Origin of the sequence: Lachnoclostridium sp. An181, assembly GCF_002160325.1 — a bacterium.
Classification (GTDB): Bacteria; Bacillota; Clostridia; order Lachnospirales; family Lachnospiraceae; genus An181.
Genome location: NZ_NFKJ01000011.1, coordinates 26,795 through 45,500, shown reverse-complemented (window position 1 = coordinate 45,500; position 18,706 = coordinate 26,795). Strand labels below are relative to the sequence as shown.

At 43.7% G+C, this 18,706-nt stretch carries 10 protein-coding genes; 2 read left to right on the top strand and 8 right to left on the bottom strand.

Annotation, left to right across the window (positions count from 1 at the left end):
- Window position 1: 1 nt before the first annotated feature.
- The 5 genes from B5F18_RS08170 to B5F18_RS08150 all read right to left on the bottom strand — a co-directional run bounded on the left by B5F18_RS08170 (window position 2) and on the right by B5F18_RS08150 (window position 6,899).
- Complete coding sequence (locus B5F18_RS08170; protein WP_087157185.1) at window positions 2-2,050, bottom strand: DHH family phosphoesterase; 2,049 nt, start codon at window positions 2,048-2,050, stop codon at window positions 2-4.
- A gap of 95 nt (window positions 2,051-2,145) precedes the next feature.
- Window positions 2,146-3,534 (bottom strand): aminopeptidase, encoded by a 1,389-nt coding sequence (locus tag B5F18_RS08165; protein WP_087157184.1) that lies wholly within the window; start codon window positions 3,532-3,534, stop codon window positions 2,146-2,148.
- A 259-nt stretch (window positions 3,535-3,793) separates the two neighbouring features.
- Entirely contained in the window at window positions 3,794-4,810 is a 1,017-nt protein-coding gene (gene galE, locus B5F18_RS08160; protein WP_087157183.1) for a UDP-glucose 4-epimerase GalE, read from the bottom strand.
- A 54-nt stretch (window positions 4,811-4,864) separates the two neighbouring features.
- Window positions 4,865-5,965, bottom strand: a complete 1,101-nt coding sequence (locus B5F18_RS08155; RefSeq protein WP_087157182.1) for a phosphotransferase enzyme family protein — start codon at window positions 5,963-5,965, stop codon at window positions 4,865-4,867.
- Window positions 5,966-5,975: 10 nt separating this feature from the next.
- Window positions 5,976-6,899, bottom strand: coding sequence for a nucleotidyltransferase family protein (locus tag B5F18_RS08150; protein WP_087157181.1), 924 nt, complete (start codon window positions 6,897-6,899; stop codon window positions 5,976-5,978).
- A gap of 194 nt (window positions 6,900-7,093) precedes the next feature.
- Here B5F18_RS08150 and B5F18_RS08145 point away from each other — a divergent pair, with 194 nt between their 5' ends.
- Complete coding sequence (locus tag B5F18_RS08145; RefSeq protein WP_087157180.1) at window positions 7,094-8,014, top strand: helix-turn-helix domain-containing protein; 921 nt, start codon at window positions 7,094-7,096, stop codon at window positions 8,012-8,014.
- 66 nt (window positions 8,015-8,080) lie between these two features.
- Here B5F18_RS08145 and B5F18_RS08140 read toward each other — a convergent pair whose 3' ends face one another.
- The 3 genes from B5F18_RS08140 to B5F18_RS08130 form a co-directional block, all read right to left on the bottom strand.
- Window positions 8,081-12,871: an alpha-L-fucosidase gene (locus B5F18_RS08140; protein ID WP_087157179.1), complete on the bottom strand. Its 4,791-nt coding sequence runs from the start codon at window positions 12,869-12,871 to the stop codon at window positions 8,081-8,083.
- A gap of 216 nt (window positions 12,872-13,087) precedes the next feature.
- On the bottom strand, window positions 13,088-16,735 hold the full coding sequence (locus B5F18_RS12615) for a hypothetical protein (RefSeq protein WP_087157178.1): 3,648 nt from the start codon (window positions 16,733-16,735) through the stop codon (window positions 13,088-13,090).
- An 18-nt stretch (window positions 16,736-16,753) separates the two neighbouring features.
- The gene (locus B5F18_RS08130) at window positions 16,754-17,371 is read right to left on the bottom strand and encodes a hypothetical protein (RefSeq protein ID WP_143468393.1); all 618 of its coding nucleotides are present in this window, start codon (window positions 17,369-17,371) and stop codon (window positions 16,754-16,756) included.
- Window positions 17,372-17,707: 336 nt separating this feature from the next.
- On the opposite strand from B5F18_RS08130, the gene B5F18_RS08125 reads away from it, so the two are divergent.
- On the top strand, window positions 17,708-18,628 hold the full coding sequence (locus B5F18_RS08125; RefSeq protein ID WP_087157176.1) for an AraC family transcriptional regulator: 921 nt from the start codon (window positions 17,708-17,710) through the stop codon (window positions 18,626-18,628).
- Window positions 18,629-18,706: the final 78 nt, after the last annotated feature.

Sequence of the window (18,706 nt, the reverse complement as noted above, 5' to 3'; positions counted from 1 at the left end):
TCTATATGTCTCCTTCCACAATCATCTTGTCAATCACGGCCTTCAGAGTAGAGACAGCATTCTCCATATCCGTGTCAGCAAACTGTGCACCTGCAATATTGATATGGCCTCCGCCGCCGATCTTCTCCATGATGACCTGTACATTTACTTCGTCAATCGCCCTTGCGCTGACGTAAATCTTGCCATTGTAGGCTGTCAATACAAATGACGCCTTGATCCCCGCTATGTTCAAAAGCTCATTCGCAGCCTGTGCCCCTATGATCGTCGGGCTTGGCACTTTGGCGTTCTCATAGGTTGCGATCGCATATTCTCCCCGGAAAATCTCAGCGCTCTGTAAAATCTCAGCCTTTGCCTTATAAGACGGCATATCATCCCGGAACAACTTTCTCACATACGTGATATCTGCACCGCACCTTCTCATAAAGGCCGCTGCCTCAAACGTGCGAACCCCGGTCCGGTTCATGAAATTGTTCGTGTCGATCATGATTCCCGCATAGATGCTGTTCGCCTCCAGGGATGTCAGATTGATATCATCTACAATATATTGAAGCACTTCCGCCACCATCTCACAGGTCGAGGATGCATACGTTTCAATGTAGGACAACACTGCATTTTCAATGATCGTGCTGCTCTGGCGGTGATGGTCTAATACCACTACCGTTTTTACCAGTTTCAAAAGTTCCTCACACTCTGTCATCTCCGGTTTGTTTGTGTCCACAACAACAGCCATGGTATTGTCATCCACATATCTTCTCACATCCTCAGATGTGATGAACATATCGTCCGGGTATCTGCTGTCATTCATGAAGGCATCATAAAGAGGCCTTACGGACACTGTAATATCATTGATGACAATATGCGCCTTCTTTTCCAGATCCGCAGCCGCGCGGTAAATACCAATGGCAGCTCCAAAGGCATCCACATCCGTCAGCTTATGACCCATGACGATCACTTTGTCCTTGGCAGTGATAAACTCCCTCATAGCCTCAGCCTTCACCCTTGCCTTCACGCGGGTGTTTTTGGAAGTCTGTTCTCTTTTGCCTCCGTAGTACGTGATGCCTTTCTGGTCTTTGATGACTGCCTGGTCACCGCCTCTTGCAAGCGCCAGGTCGATAGCCACGCGGGCATAATTGTAACTTTGGGAATAAACGTTTTTGCTGTATCCAAGCCCAATGCTCAAAGTCGCAGGCATGGTATTTCCGATATTAACGCTCTTTACATCCTCCAGAAGAGAGAATTTATCCTCCGCAATCTCCCGGAAATGCTCCTTTTGTATTGCAATAAAATATTTATCCTTTTCCAGTTTTTTTACAATCCCGTCTACCTCAGCGATGTACTGGTTGACTTTTCTGTCTATCAGGGCAAGCAGAAGAGACTGTCTAACCTCCTCCACGCTCTCCATAACCTCGTCATAGTTATCGATATAAATGAGTCCTGCCACAAGGCGCTGATTCTCATTCTCTCTGGACAGCTCATTCATATCCGTCACATCGCTCAGACAAAGCGCGATAAAATACTCTTTTTTCTGCGGGAGCCGAAACAGCTGCTCTGTCTCCGTAAACCCTTCCACGGAAACGCGCTTAAGCTCCGCTACATAATCCCGTCCATTGCATTTTACTTCCCTGCATTTTTGTTTTTCTCCGTCCTTGGGAAGTTCACCTTTGTTTAAATCCGGGACAAATTGTTTGATATATGCATCCTTAAATGGTTTCTTGGCAATCACATTTTCAAACATGTCATTGTACCAAATGATCTTGCCATCCTCCATCAGAATCGCATACGGGAGCGTCAGCTCCTTCAAAAGCCGGTTCTGAACAATGCCGTACTGAGCTCCAAATTCTACTAAATCGGCCAGAATGCGCGACTTTGTATAAAAATAGAAGACCGATACAATTACAACGTATATGACCACAAAAACCGACATCATCAGCCCAGCCTTGCGGTCAGCGCTGTATACCCATAGATTCATCGCAATCAGCAGGATTGTCATAACTACGGGCCACTGCATATACAGTCTCAACTGGCCCTTCAACTCTACTTTTTGTTTCATTTTTTCATCCTCAAAATCTACAGTTACTTTCTCTATTATAGCATCTTTTCCACAAATATGGTAGAGCTAGTTTTTCCCGTTATTTCGCGCATCTTCTACTCTTCAAACTCTGCATCAAGAAACGCAGCGTATCCTTTCACTGCCTCATAAATATCCGCCTTACTCGTAACTTCCCACGGCGCGTGCATGGACAGCACTGCCACGCCGCTGTCGATCACTTCCATTCCGTACAGCGCCATGATATAGGCAATGGTGCCGCCTCCGCCGGCATCGACCCTGCCAAGTTCCGCTGTCTGGTATGCAACGTTTCGGTCGTCCATGATCTTCCTAAGGCATGCAATGTATTCCGGGTTGGCGTCATTGGACCCCCGCTTTCCACCACTGCCTGTATATTTGTTAAATACCATCCCATTTGCCAGATACGCGGAATTTCGTTTCTCATACACACACGCGTACATCGGATCATACGCTGCACTTACATCGGAAGAGAGCATTTTAGAATTTGCCAGCGCGCGTCTTACTTTCAGCTCACTGTAATCGCCTGTAAGAAAAATAAGCTCTGCAACCATATTTTCAAACACTTTGGAGGACATTCCGCTTGCCCCCACACTTCCGATCTCCTCTTTGTCCACAAGGATACAGCAGGAAGTACGTTTCGGCGTGCGCTCCATTAACATTGCCCGCAAAGAGGTAAATGCGCACACCCGGTCATCCTGTCCATATGCAAGGATCATACTTCTGTCAAGCCCACAGTCTTTTGCCTTTCCAGCCGGTACAATCTCCAGCTCCGCGGAAACAAAGTCTTCTTCCTCCACATTATATTTCTCCTGCAAAAGTTTTATCACATATTTTTTCACCGCATCCTTTTCCTCTCCCTCCAGAGCGCGGTTTGCGATGAGCAGGTCCATATTTTCAGCATCAACAAATTCACCTGCTGTCTTTTTTCTCTCCCCTGCTGCCAGATGCGGCAGAAGGTCTGTGATGACCATCACCGGTTCCCCGTCCTCTTCTCCGATGGAGATATTGATCTTTGTTCCCTCTTTTTTTACGACAACTCCGTGTAGCGCCAGAGGTTTTGCAAGCCACTGATACTTTTTGATTCCTCCATAGTAATGCGTATCAAAATAAGCGAATCCATCTGCCTCATAAAGAGCATTCTGTTTCAGATCAATCCTCGGGGAATCAATATGCGCACCCAGGATGTTCATCCCCTTCTCGAGCGGCAATGTCCCGATTTGGAACAGCGCAATCGATTTTTCCCCGTACGCCGCGTACACTTTATCCCCGGCCTTCAGGTTTTCTTTTTTCTCGATCACCTGACTTAAGTCCTTGTAGCCTGCCTCCTTGGCCATGCCAACTGTAAGCCGCACGCATTCTCTCTCTGTCTTCCCTTTATTCAAACAATCTTTATACCATTCACTGACACTCTCCACCTTGCGGATCTCGTCCGGTGAATAAGTGGTCCACAAGTTCTTTCTTTCCATGATCTATCACCCTCCGTCTGTATGGATTTTTCATTTTCTATTATGCACTATCATGGACATGAATACAAACTTTATTCCATTTTTAGTAACATAAATAGATTCATATGTTCCATAAATGATGTCAGTATCAGAGTAAAAAAATCCAGAGAGAATCCTCTCACTCTGATCAAGATTCCCTCTGGATTTTTATATTATCTCTTAATCTTTCAAACTCTCTTCGGAGTCCCCGCCATTTTTAATGGTTTTCGCGAACTTCCTACTATGCCTCGTATCCGTTTGGATTGCCTGACTGCCATCTCCAGGAGTCCTCGCACATTTCTTCCAGTCCGCGCTCTGCAACCCATCCAAGCTCTCTCTTTGCTTTTGAAGGGTCTGCGTAGCACACTGCAATATCGCCAGGTCTTCTAGGAGCGATCTTGTAGTTTACTTTCTTTCCGGATGCTTTTTCAAATGCCTTCACCATTTCCAAAACAGAATATCCGTTTCCTGTTCCAAGGTTGTAGATAGATACACCCTCTTTGTCGTTCAGTTTTTCAATGGCTTTTACATGTCCGATCGCAAGGTCTACGACATGGATGTAGTCACGCACTCCGGTTCCGTCCGGTGTGTCATAATCATCGCCAAATACGCTTAAGCATTCCAATTTTCCGATTGCAACTTGTGTGATGTATGGCATGAGGTTGTTCGGGATACCTTTTGGATTTTCTCCAATTCTACCGCTCTTGTGTGCCCCAATTGGGTTGAAGTAACGAAGAAGTACAACATTCCATTCTTCATCCGCTGTATGTAAATCTGTAAGGATCTGCTCCAGCATGGATTTTGTCCATCCATATGGGTTTGTACATGTTCCTTTTGGACACTCCTCTGTGATCGGGATGATCGCAGGATCTCCGTATACGGTTGCGGAAGAGCTGAATACAATATTTTTTACTCCGTGATTTCTCATTACATCGCACAGTACCAGGGTTCCGGCAATATTGTTGTCGTAATACTCCAATGGTTTCGCCACGGACTCTCCTACTGCTTTCAATCCTGCAAAATGAATCACAGACTCAATCTTCTCGTTATCAAAAATTTTGTTCATTGCTTCTTTGTCGCGGATATCAGCCTCATAAAATTTTACTGTTTTTCCTGTGATCTCTTCTACTCTTTTCAAAGATTCCTCACAGGAATTGCAAAGATTATCTGCCACTACTACTTCATATCCTGCATTCAAAAGCTCAATACATGTGTGGCTGCCAATATATCCGGCTCCGCCTGTTACTAAAATTGCCATATCAAACTCCTCCTTATTTTTGAACCCTTAAGGTTTTACATCTGTCTATACATACTAGCAATATTTCTTTACGATCTCGGCCATTTCGTCCCATTTTTTCTCCATGTCTTCCACAAGTTTGAACTGTGTACGGCATCTGTCAAGGTTATGTCCCTCTCTGTGGATCTTAAAGTAGTGGTCTCCCTCCAGATAGTCTGTGAGGAATCTCATACCACATTCGTATGTCATAACCTTTGCTCCCATCGGCAGCATCTCCAGCTCTTTTGCTGTAAGGCTTCCTGCACATCCTTCGATGAATCCTTTTACGTAAAGTTCATAGAGGGAAAGGTCACAGGATACTTTGCTAAGATCCTGCTCATCCTCAGCAGCTGTGCTTGCACCAAAACGGATGGAATCACCAAAATCATTGACTGCAAGTCCCGGCATAACAGTGTCCAGGTCAATGACACAGATTCCTTTTCCAGTCTCATCGTCGATCATGATATTGTTCAGTTTTGTATCATTATGTGTAACACGCAGCGGCAGCTCTCCTTTTGCCTGAAGGTCGCCAAGTACGTTTGCCACATCTTCATGGCTTAATACAAAGTCAATCTCTTTTTGTACGCTTGCCGCACGTCCGCAAACGTCTTTTTCCACTGCATTTTTGAATGTCCGGAAACGTGCTTTTGTGTCGTGGAATCCTTCAATCGTCTCATGAAGTGTCTCTGCCGGATAATCGGCAAGAAGTCTTTGGAAATTTCCAAAAGCCAGCGCACTCTGATAGAAATCATCCGGTTTTTCCACTGCATCATAGCAGGTTGCCCCTGTGATGAATTTGTAGGAACGCCAGTATTCTCCCTCTGAGTCGACAAAATATGGTTTTCCGTCCACTGTAGGAATCACGTTCAACGTCTCTCTGTCCGGATCTCCTCCGTTTTTGATGATCACTTTTCTTAAGTAGGATGTCACATTCATAATGTTTTCCATCAGCTCTACCGGTTTTGTAAAAATACTCTTGTTCATCTTCTGAAGGATCACTTTCACTCTTCCCTCTTCCGGTACATCAAATTCCAGAAGATATGTATCGTTGATGTGTCCGCTGCCATAAGGCTGTTCGTTTACAAGAATTCCTTTGTATTGAAAATTTCCGATTGCTTCGTTTAATCCCTTTTTCATAGTACCTTTTTTATTCCTCCCATAATTTTTCCGGATATAATCCTTCTTCTTTCAGTTTTTTGATAGCTGCAACCACAACTGGCTTGTCCTCCTTGTAGGTCACACCATACCATTTATCTTTTGATGAAAGTACTTCCACCGTCGCCTTATCCTGTGCCAGGAGGTCGCTGACTACACTTGGAAGGAAATACTCACATTTCATAGGATTTTCTTTCAAGCCTTTTTCCAGGAATGCCGGGAATTCCTTTTTGATCTCTTCCAAAATACTTCTTGTGAATCCCCACATGTTCATGGAAACCAAAGTGTCTTTGTCCACATCTGTCCATGTCTGTCCATCGTCTTCTGTAAATGCGATCCTGTCTTCAAATTTCTGGATTTTTGTTCTCTCTGTGATAGAGACGAGTTTTCCGTTCTCATCAATCTCGCAGATTCCTCTTGCCACATGTCCATTGTCTGTAACCGTATTTTTCAACTGATATCCTACCATGGTGTAACGGTATTTGTCGTCATCCTCATGGGTGGACAGATAATCATAGATTTCCTGGAATGCATCTTTTCCATAATAATCATCTGCATTGATAACCGCAAACGGTCCATCAATGTCATCAATGGCGCTCAGCACTGCATGTGCGGTTCCCCAAGGTTTTACCCTTCCTTCCGGAACTTCAAATCCCTCTGGAATGTTATGCAGATCTTGATATGCATATGCCACATCCATGACTTTTTCCATACGCTTTCCAATACTTTCTTTAAAGTCTTCTTCAATCTCTTTCTTAATGATAAATACTACCTTCTCAAATCCTGCGCGCTTTGCGTCAAAGATTGAAAAGTCCATGATAATATGGCCCTGCTCATCCACCGGGTCGATCTGTTTGAGCCCGCCGTAACGACTGCCCATTCCTGCTGCCATAATCACTAATACTGGTTTTTTCATAATCCTAACCTCCTGACTGCTTCACTAAACTCTATTTTAGTACACGGACATTTAAAAATCTTTGTACTATAAGGTTCGATGTTTGCATTATACACACTTTTTCTTTTGATTTTTTGCCTTAAATACGCTATGATAGGACTAGACGAAAAAACTGTCGAATTAGGGCAGCATTCCGGCAAAGGAGGGGTGCTTTTATGGCATATCAACCAACATTCCTGCAAAAGGAAATCCATATTGAAAAACTTTATACTGTACACTATTTTGAATACATGAAAGATTTCTTTTTTGAAGGGGAGTCCCACGATTTTTGGGAGTTCTGCTATATCGATAAAGGTGAGATTGAAGTGCAGGCAGATGACCAGCGCTATGTGCTGAAAAAAGGAGACTGCATTTTCCACAAGCCTAATGAATTTCATATGCTGAAAGCAAACGGAAAGATCGCTCCAAATCTTGTGGTTGCCTCCTTTTCCTGCTCAAGTCCTGCCATGAACTTTTTTGAAAACAAGCTGTTAAAACTGGACAGTAAGGAACGCAATCTTTTGGGCGAACTTATCACAGAGTCGAGAAACGCATTCTCCTGCCCGCTCAATGACCCTTATCTCCAGAAACTCACAGAAAAAGAGGAACCATTTTTTGCATGTGAGCAGTTGATCGAGCTCTATCTTGAGCAGTTTCTTATCAACCTGATCCGAAGATACCGCTACTGTACTCTGGCTGATGCAGGACCGCAGAAATCCACCAAAATAAAAAGCGACAGTGATCTGTTTAACCATATTGTCGCGTATCTGGAAAATAACATCACCTCACATGTCACGGTAGATGAAATCTGTAAGAATAACCTGATCGGCCGTTCTCAGCTGCAAGCGCTCTTTCGATCCAAGAGCAGCCTCGGTGTGATCGAATATTTCTCTAACATGAAGATTAATGTGGCAAAGCAGCTTATACGTGACAGCCATATGAACTTCACACAGATTTCCGAGTATCTTGGATATTCTTCCATCCACTATTTTTCAAGGCAATTCAAAAAAATTACAAATATGACTCCTTCGGAATATGCATCATCCGTCAAAGCATTGTCAGAGAGGTCGGCATTTGACACAGAAACACATAAATGATCCTTTTAGAAAAAGGGGTGCCCCCAAAGTCATTTCATGACTTTGGGGGCACTCTCTTTTCATGGATTATCTTCTCTTTCTTCTTGCTGCCAATGCCACTGCTGCCGCTGCCAATGCTGCAAGTGAAGGGATTACTACATTAACGGTATCTCCTGTTTTTGCAGATTTTGCTGCCGGAGCCGTCTCTTTTTTTGCTGTATCAGATTTATCTGACACATTATTTGTTGTGGATGCGCCTGCATTTGCCACAACTTCTGCTTTTTCATCTGCTGTTCCTGTGCTGCTATCCAGTTTTGCGATCGCATCGCCAAGGCTCTTTTCGGCTGCTCTTACTTCATCACCGGTTGCCTGCTCATTTTCAAATACTGCTGTCGCGTCTGCATATGCAGTTTGGAATGCCGCAAATGCCGCTGCTTCATACTCGCCTTCCTTTGCAATGTAACTTTCAGCTGTCTTCAACAGTTCATCAAGCGCACTCTTGTCTGGTTTCAGTCTCAATGCACTTGCTGCATCCATGAGTGCTTTCCATGCATTGTCAACCTCTTTTTGTGTGGAGAAGATATCTCCTGCGACACTCTTTGCTGCCTCAAGTGCTGCCTTAAATTCATCCTGTCCTTCTTCCAGATATTTATTAAGATCCAGAGCACTTGTCCACTCGATCACCTTGTTGAGATCTGTCATATCCGCCATCTTGCGGTTCAGCTCTGCGGTTGCCTTGATGAGCGCTTTCCATGCTTCGTCAATTTCATCCTGCATTGCATTCTCATCGTCTCTTACATCTTTCGCCGCATCCAGGGCCTCAAGGAATGCATCCATCTTCTCATTGTCTTCATAGTCGTTCATGTCCAGACTTTCCGCAAAGTCAATGGCTTTCTCAAGATCTGTCTTGTCTCCCTGTTTGAATTCCAGATACTGCATGATGTCAATGAGCGCTTTCCAGCTGTTATCCACCATCTCCTGTGTGACATCCTTGTCTCCTTCTTTCACTTTTGCAAGGATATCTTCTGCATCTGCAAGTCTTGTCTCAAACTCTTTTACGATCATCGGAATGACATCCTCTGTCTGTGCTTTTCCCGCAAGACTGATCGCATACTCCAAGACTGCTGTGGAAATTTCTGTTGGCTCCTCCGGCTGTTCCGGTTCTTTTGCTTCTTTCAGCGTAATCTCGAATTTGTCAAGTTGAGGTGATTTCTTTGCCGGTCCGGTAAATGTCCACTCACCTGTTCCATCCTCATTTACGGTGATTTCGAATTCTACGCTGTGTGTTGCAGCTGCGCTGTCAGATGCACCTGCACTTACCGTTCCTTCTGTGATCTTGCCATCTTTTTCTGCCCATGCAAGAGAGTTGTTCGGATCACCGCTTCTGTAATCTGCTTTCACTGTATAGACACCAGCTACAGCTGAATAATGGTAAGTAATAGAATCATTGCTGTTGAGAGAATTTACAAATTTTCCATTGCTTGCCCAGTCTGCCTTTGCCACTTCCAATGGCCAGTCTTCGTTTTCACCTGTATTGTGAAGGATTGCATACTCTGCTTCCAACGTCTTCGTTTCACCTTCTTTTTCAGGGAATGCGAAAGGATTTGCCTCTGTATAATTTTTCAGTTCAAATGTTGCCTCAATGGTTGCATCGGCAGTCAGGTTTTCAAATGTATACTCAGTCACTGCTCCGACAGATTTTCCGTTTACAAGCACATCTTTTACCGCATATCCTTCGTCAGGAGTGATCGTGTAGGTCTTGCTGTCACCCTCCACTACCTCTGTCTCACCTTCCTCACTGATGGAACCACCTTTGCCTGCTGTAGCGGTGATCTTGTATGTATCCCAGTCAAGCTCTTTTGGCTCAATGACAAATTTATCCAGGTTTGGTCCACCGTTGTTTGTCGTTAATGTCAGTGTTCCGGCTCCTGCCTTCGTCACTTCAATTTCAAAGTCAATATTCTGTACAACAGTGCCCTGATCAGATGCGGATGCTCGGTATACTTCGATACTTCCATCCTTTATTTTTCCGTCTTTCTCTGTCCAATGAATATCATTTGCATTATTCTCCGGTCTTCCGCTCACATATGTCATATTCACATTATAGGTTCCGGTCTTTGGCGCATCATAATTGATCATGATCTTATTCCCCTGTTCAAACCATCCTACATGTGCGCCATTGCTGTCCTCTTCGCTTTTCACGATGCGGACTTCTTTTCCCGCCTCTGCATCTGAGCTGTCCAGAGTAAAGAACTCAGCCTCTGCAAGCACAGATTCACTCTTTGTTCCTGGCAATACAAGAGGGTCCTCCTCTGTATAAGATGTCCGTTTCTCCAAAGCATTTTTTGCACTTTCGAGTGCAGTATATGCATTGATCACTGCTGTATTGTTCGGGTTTTCCTGTGCAAGTACAGACTCTGCCTCAGCAAGAGCGTCCTGCAGCTCCTCCCATCCGGATACATAATGATCTTTTTGAAGTTTCTTCACCTCCTCCGTCAGGGTCTGCAGCTTTTCTTTTGTGATGGAGTCCGCGTCTTTAATGATAATTTTCGCACTGTCATTAAATCCGAGCACTGCATCGTTTGTCGTATCAGACAATGTCACTGTAAAGTACTGGTCTCCGGTAACCTTTTGGTTTCTTGTTGTTCTGATCGTGACTTCCTTTTCTGTCTCGCCGTCTCCAAACACAACATCCGGAATCACTGTAGTATCAAAGTCCCCCTGAACAGCGCTTCCCGGCTCTTTGTTTACTTTTACAGAAACCTCTCCCTCGCTGCCTCCGATACGTTTGATCTTTAGCTGCATCTCTGAATCTTCATTCATTGTGTACTCAGGGTTTTCAATCTCAAACATACCCTTGCCGCCATTGTCCAGCACTGCTGCCGCTTCAATTCCGATCGCTTTGTTTGTCACTCTCAGCTCCAGTGTATGTTTTCCATCTGCCAGATCATCTGATTGGAAGATCATTTGGCCTAAGGATCTTGCCGTTGCATTTGTATCAATGGTTGCCACCTTGTCACCGTCAATATAAATATCTGCGGTTCCATGGTTCGGATCCTTTGTTCCCATCAAATATACTTTTGTGCCAGTAAATTCCAGTTTTAAGGATGCGCCTGCATTTGCCCACATATTGGTTCCGTTGATATACTGTGTTCCGGTTTCCTGAGTCCAGCCACTGTATGTAAAACCATAACCATCCTGCGTATCCTTATCCGTATTGTCCACCGTCACCATACCGTCCGGGATCCCGCCTGCAAGTGCAAAGTCATCGCTTGCTTTGTAGATTCCCACTTCACTTAAGATCGGCACTGCCTCTGACGTTGTCACCGTAATTCTTACTTTGTCCGCTTTTACAGAGGAATTTCTGCAAAGGCGTTTTGCTCCGATAGTTGTTCCCTCCTGGAAGGTCTTCCACTCACCGTCTCCATTTTTATATTCTACTTTAAAGGATTTGATCCTCTGGCCCAACTGAATGGCCTCTTCAATGGATACAACATCAAACGTCCTTGTCTTTCCAAGGTCGATCGTAATGCTGCCCGTGTTGGTTCCATCGTTTGTTGTCCAGTAAGTATCATCATTTCCATCCAAAACATTTGCCGGTGAAAAGTCGATATCATTTCCTCTAACCTCAGATGCTGTGATTGACACATCATCCCCTGCTGCCATGTTGCTGTCAAATGTCTGCCGGATATTTTCTCCGAATTCCTGGATTCTTTCGATCATCGCCTGGTCGATCGTTCCTTCCGTATTTGGAGGAATATTCAAAAGCATGGTACCATTGTGTCCGACAGAGCCAAAATACATGGTTGCCAGCTGCTCAATTGTTTTCGGGGTCTTCTTGTTATTTCCCCAGAACCAACCTGATGTCAGTCGTCCGTCGCATTCCGGGACAGTCCACTGATTTCCATCCTCATATCCAATGTAGTATGAACCTTTTTTGTTGCTGTCAATCGTATTATTTTCATAGTTCACGTTTGATTTTGACCATGTCTCCTCATTGGCAAGTCCATCCTCATTCCCGATCCAGCGAACCGTTGTATAGGCTTCCGCTCCAAAGAGCATACAATCTGCTGGTTTTCCTGCTGCTTTGCCTTGCAATTCCTGGATTGTGGAGAACCATCTTTGAAAATCATAAGTCTGTGCATCTGCTCCGCCGCCTTTTGCACCGTCCATCCATACTTCCACAAACGTTCCATCGTTTCCATATTTTGGATTTCCGAGAATTTCTCTCAACTGATTATCATAGTACTCATTGTAATCCTTGGCGTCTTTTTCATACACCTCTTCCCACGTCATACCATTTAAAGGCTGTCCGTTAGATCCACAAAGTGCATTCCCATTCTCGTCATAGTATCCATAACTTGGGGCATTCTCATCCCATGGGGACAGGTAAAGTCCCATATCGATGTCATACTTTGTACACTCCGCTGAAATCTCAGCCAGAATATCGCCGTCATATCCAGCTGTTTCTGTATCATGCTCTGTATATGCACTTGGCCAGATACAGAATCCATCATGATGTTTTGCCGTGATGATCAGCTTTTTAAATCCAGCATCATGGATCAGTTTCACAAGTGTTGCTGCATCAAAATCATTCTTTAATGCAAACTGGCTTGGGTTTTCCTTTCCATTTCCCCACTCAGAACCAGTGTACGTATTCATTCCGAAATGACAAAATGCTGCCAGCTCATCTTTTTGATATTTGTACTGGTTCGCATTCGGAAGTGCTCCCCATGCTGCAGGCGCTTCTGTATCCGTATCAGTCAGATCCCCGGCAGAAACCTCTGCTGCCTGCACAGTCGGAACTGCCCATCCAGGCAGAGCGCCAACTGTCATAGCTGCTGCCAACAACAATGCTGCTGCTTTTTTCTTTTTCATCTTTCCATCTCCTTTTTTCTTTTTTTGTCAATTTGCCCAATTTTATATAAGGCAAAAGGAAACCGTTGGTATATATTTTATCATATTTTACATAGAAATTCATCTGCAAAATACAATTTTTGGTATATTGAACATACAGGCGGGTATGCCAATAATATTCCAAACGGTTTCCTTTATTATTTATGGCCGTCTCAATTTATGAGACATATCCATTTTTTATTTTCTTTTTTTCAACACCATGGCTGCACCGGTCAAAGCAGCTGTAAACATAACTCCTACAGGGAACCAGACACCTGTATCTCCTGTCTTTGCAGATGCTTTTACTTTTTTTGTCCCAGTAGCCGTATTGGTTTTTGATGCTGTGCCTGCACTATTACCACTGCCCGCATTTGCCTGCACTTTCTCCACAGCAGCTCTTTTGTCTGTCTTTTTCAAAGCTGCATAAGCTTCTTTTAATCCGTCATATGCCGCCGTTACTTCCTCTGTATCTGCGTCTTCTTTCTCATATATATCCTCTGCATATGCATAGGCTTTCGCGAATGTCTGCACGGTTTCCTTTGTATAGAGCCTTGTGTCAATATCCTTGACAGCCGCCAGAAGTTCTTCCAATTTAGACTTATCCGGCTGGAATCTTAAATTTGCCATTGCCGTAAGCAGCTGATGCCAGCTTTCATCAATCTCATCCTGAAGGGCGCTCTTATCCTCTGCAACCGCCTTTGCGCTCTTAAGTGCTTTTTCAAAAGGCTCATATGTAGATGCAATGTACTCCTCTTTATTTGCAGTCAGATCCTCAGCCATCCCTATCACTGTCAAAAGATCTGTCTTATCCGCTTTGAAGGAAAGATAGTGCATTGCCTCCAGAAGTTCTTCTGTTGCTTTGTCAAGGTCACTTTGTGTTACACCTGTTTCTCCCTGTTCTACTTTTGCAAGAAGAGATTCCGCATATTCAAGTCTTGTTTCAAATATCTCAACTACACTCTCCACAACACCTTCTAACGCTCCGTTTTCTTTCTGCTCTTTTGCCAGTTCTACAAGATAAGCAAGAACGGCTGGTCTTAATGTCTCAGTCTCTTCTTCGATTGACTCATTGAGATACTGAATTTCAGGTGTCACATGGATAGATGGTTTGGTTGGTTTTCCGTTGTTCTTTGCCTCCACACGGATAAAGTCGCCTTTTTCCACTTTCAGTTTTTCAACAGCAGGGAAGTCCCCCTGTACTTTGCTCTCCTCAAGTACGCAGCTTTGTATCGTCTCTCCGTTTACCGTCAGTTTCAGCTCTACGGAACCTCCGGCATTCCCACTCTGTCTCAAATACGGCTCATCATCTTTTACATTAAAAGAGACATAGCCATCTTTTGGCGCACGGAATGTCATTGCCATTCCTTCTGAAACGGTTGGGCCGGTTGTGTCTGACAAAAGCCCATGAGTATTCTCATCAGTAGGTGTTGTATGGTTCGGAAGGTCCACTCCAGGTCCATACCACTGGTCTACTACCCAGTTCGGGTACTGAGGATCATAATCTGTCAGATTTTTATAATCAGTATCAGATGTACGCATCTGTGCAAACCATACATTTCCCTGCACATTTCCTGCGTAATCCAGGGCCCACTGATAATCGTTTTTAACCGAAATATTGAAGTCATTCATATCGCCGTTCTCTGCGGTGATCCTAAGTGTCATTCCCTCTGTCGCATTTCCTTCTGTCACTTCAGTATCATTGTTTCTCACAGATACAGTCGCTGTTTCATGCACAGTAACGCCTGCTTTTACTTCTTCCACTGACATCGGATTCTTTTGTGTGGAAGGAACGTAGATCGTACTTCCCTCTACCATAAAGATACTTGATTTTAGTTTATTGTCTTTGTTTGCTGCGATACTGTAGGTTGCACTGTCATTTTCAAAGGTCAGTTCCACACTCATTCCGCCCTTTACAACATCATCTGCGTGCAAAGTATCTCCTGACGCATTTTTCACAACAATCGTCACACCGTCATCATAAATGAGATTTGCAAGGAATTGCTCTACGGTCGTTCCTTTTACCAGGCCGCTGATCTCTCCATCCGCAATGTCATACACATCTGAGCGGATTGCCAATGTCACAGCATCACTCTCGGCAGCCCCGATTTCCGGGATTGCCCCTATGTTCTTTCCAAAGAAATCTTTTTCCACTGCTTTACCGCTCTCATCTTTGATGATCTTTCCTGCATTCACTGCCAAAGAATCCTCTACAAGTTTGTATCCGTCAAACACGGTTTTCTCATCCGGATTATTGTGGGATTGCGCCTTTCCTTCCGTACTTGTCGGAGCTGTTCCCGGATCAGCCATCACCTGAGTCCCTTTTGCAGCCTGGATAGCATTTTTGTCGGAAGAAGGTACATTTGCATAATTGTAGTAAAGGTTATTGTCGTATGTACTGCGTCCGCCCGGATTCCAGTTCTCTGTCCTAGGAGTCTCACCGCTGTAATAAATGATGTTGTTTTCCAGCGTTGTCTTTCCATTGCTTGCCATACCTGACTGACGGATAAAGTTTACATTCTCCTTCATATAAAATGTGTTGTTGTACACATGAGCATCCGGCTGGCTTGGAAGGTTGAGCACACCAAGTAAGTCTTCCTGACTGATATTGTAGCGGAATGTGTTTCTGTACGCCTGCTCTCCGCAGAACATCACCGCTCCACCTGTGTTTCCATGGCTGTAATTGTACTGGTACAACGTTCCATCGCCCCAGTCTGCATCCCATGCCTGTCCGTCTCCGTTTCCGCTTGCAGCATTCAGTGTGTTGAAACATTCATTGTACTGGAACACTGCATCTTTACATTTCCACGGCCAGATCGCGGCAGCAACTCGTCCGAATGATGTCTGCGAATAATCTGTCGTGTTGATCTGTCTTGCCGCACCTTCGGATACATTATTCTGTACCATTGGTCTGTAGCAGTACATAGTTGTGATGGAGTCTCCCCCTGCATCTTTGATATAGTTATTTTCTACCAGTACATTTGTAGCTCCGTATTTCTGGCAGATTTCATCAGAGATTGCTTTTGTCTTAAATTTATCCCAATATGCTGTATAAGACAGCGCGATTCCCCATCGATTGACTGTGTCGACGCGGCAGTTTTTGATTTGAATATCATTGTATCTTGAAATTCCCGTCTCTTCCTCATTCTTAGGCAGAGCAGTGATAAAATAAATACCGCCGTTGAGCATATGCTTATTGTAGACATTTCCATCTACATCGTGGATATACAAGTTATCCAGTACAATGTGATCCGCGGTTCCGATATTACTTGTACAGGACGCCACGCCTGTTCTGTCCATAACATTCTGGTCATTGTAAGCTAAGCCTTTGTCCGCGTCATCGATTCCTTTGTCCCTGTCATTGGTGATCTCCAGGTCGCTGATCTCAATGTATTCTACATCGTTAAGAAGAAGGGCTGTGGAAACATTTCCTTTGTACTTGTGATTTGCATTGTCCAAAGGTTTCCCAAAATCCTGATACCAAACACCTTTTCCGTTTGCATTGATCTGCGGCATATCTCCCTCTCCATAGGCGGAGATAATGATTGGGTCTTTTGCATCCCCACTGCCTTTTACGTGAAGATATTGATCTTCAAATACAGAACCTCTTTCCAAAAGCACTTCATCCCCAGGCTGCAATGTGATCTCATTGATCTTGTCCAGGGTTGCAAATGCCTCATCTTCAGACGTCCCCTTGTTCAAGTCGTCCCCATTGCGAGAACTCACATAATATGTTGTTCCAACATCATCTTTTTGATCCTCGGCACGTACGTCTCCCGGAAGGAACTGCATTGCTGACGTGCACGTCAGTGCCAAGGCCAACAAGCCCGCCAAAATTTTCCTTTTCATAGATTGTCCTCCTATTCTTTATTTTTTTATATTCTTTAAAGTGAATGTATAAAGTGAGTCCTTTTTCACATCCACCGAAGAATCACCGGCTGCTTTTTTCACCATTTCCTCATACCGCATTTCTCTGATATCCTTTTCTAACACAGACCTGATTTCTTCAAACTCTGCCTTTTTTCCATCCTCGCCCACAAGCCATTCCCTGCTGTTGTAATAATCCTGCAATTCTTCGGTGGATATTTCCATATCCTCATTTCCCTCATCATTGCAGTACTGCTCTTTTATACTGCTTATTTCATATTCCAGATACAAGTCCATCGTATATTCAGAAAGGCCGTAAACAGGCTCGCCTCTTTCTTTTTTTTCTTCTCTTTCCTGATTCTCTTCCTCCATCTGTCGTTTCAAAGAAACAAAATCCGCGTCATCGATGTATCCTTTTTCTTCTGCAATGTCGAATATTGCATGGCGATATTTCAATTCTTCCAAAGTTTCATCTGCCAGCTTTTTATATGGAACTTCACCGTCAAACGATGTTTCCCAAAACTTTTTATCCACCTGCGCATCATAGTTTTGCTTAAAATACACTGTGACATCATATTGCTTTTCTTTCATTGTCTGAACGTATTCTTCTTTTGACACACTTTCCCCGTTGATTTTCAATTGTATATCACTATCTCTACTATACAAAATAACCAATACAGAAGAGGCCAAAACTAAACCAAGAATTATTAATATGAGTAAAATTAATACCTTCTTACTTTTTAATCTTTTTTTTATGTTCATATTTTACAATCCTTTCTTTGAGCTCCATTATATCATCTTCATTTACATTTTTCTTGCAAAATCCCCTCCTCTTTCCTCTGATTTTTGTATAATCCGGAACTCATCCCAAATTTTATATTTACACGCTCTGTCTTAAGAAGCTATACTAGTAGGAGAACAACACAGAATTTTTCGTCGGCAAAGGAGAAAACCATGACTGATTATCTTCCAAAATTTGATTCTACTATGAATTTTGACACTCAGAACACTCTTGTTTTGTCTTCCCCGTCTCTTTGCGGGGCCGTCCACCAAACCCGCACGGCAGGATATCAATTTCCAAGCCATCTGCACACAACAGTGGAAATTTATCTGATCACTTCCGGGAGATGCAGGATGAATATTTCCGGAAAAGAGATTTGCTGTAAAGCAAATGACTTTGTCATGATACTACCTAATACCGTGCACTCCTTTTTTCTGGATCACGATTCAGAATGCAAGTTTCAGCACATTCATTTTCACCCGGAATTGTTTTCCCATTTCATTATCAGCGAAGGCGACGGTTTTTCCATCTCTCTCACAGATTCATTGCTTTTTCACTGTAAGTTCTTCTATAAGAAGAATGCGGACTGCCAGCTTACATACATGGTGAACACCATCGTCTCTTCTTTCGGAGCGAATGACGCCTCTTTTTCTACTGTTTCAGCAAACCTGCTCCTCTCGCAGATTATGCTGTATGTTTTAGAATCTGTCACGCGCGAAAATCCGCCAGGCTCCACTCTCCGAACTCAGAACGGATATATTGCATTTACCCTGCAGTATATTTCCATGCATTACAATGAAAAAATATTGATCGAGGACATCTCCGGAAAACTTAATATTTCCAGCAGATATCTTGGAAAAATCTTTTCCGAACATATGAACTTAAGCCTTGCCAATTATATTAATATCTACCGGATCAATCAAGCCATTGAGCTGATGACAAGCACAGACAATTCCCTTATCGACATCGCCCTTGCCATTGGACTTAAAGACTCCCAGCATTTTTCCAAGCTCTTTTACAAGATTATCGGGATCACCCCTCACAAGTACCGGAAAATGATTGAATGTCAGGACAAATTTTTTGGTCTTCAATGATAAAAATTATAAATAAGAAAACCCCCACAAGTCAGATCTTCAGTCTAACTTATGGGGGTTATTCATACCATGCCGGCT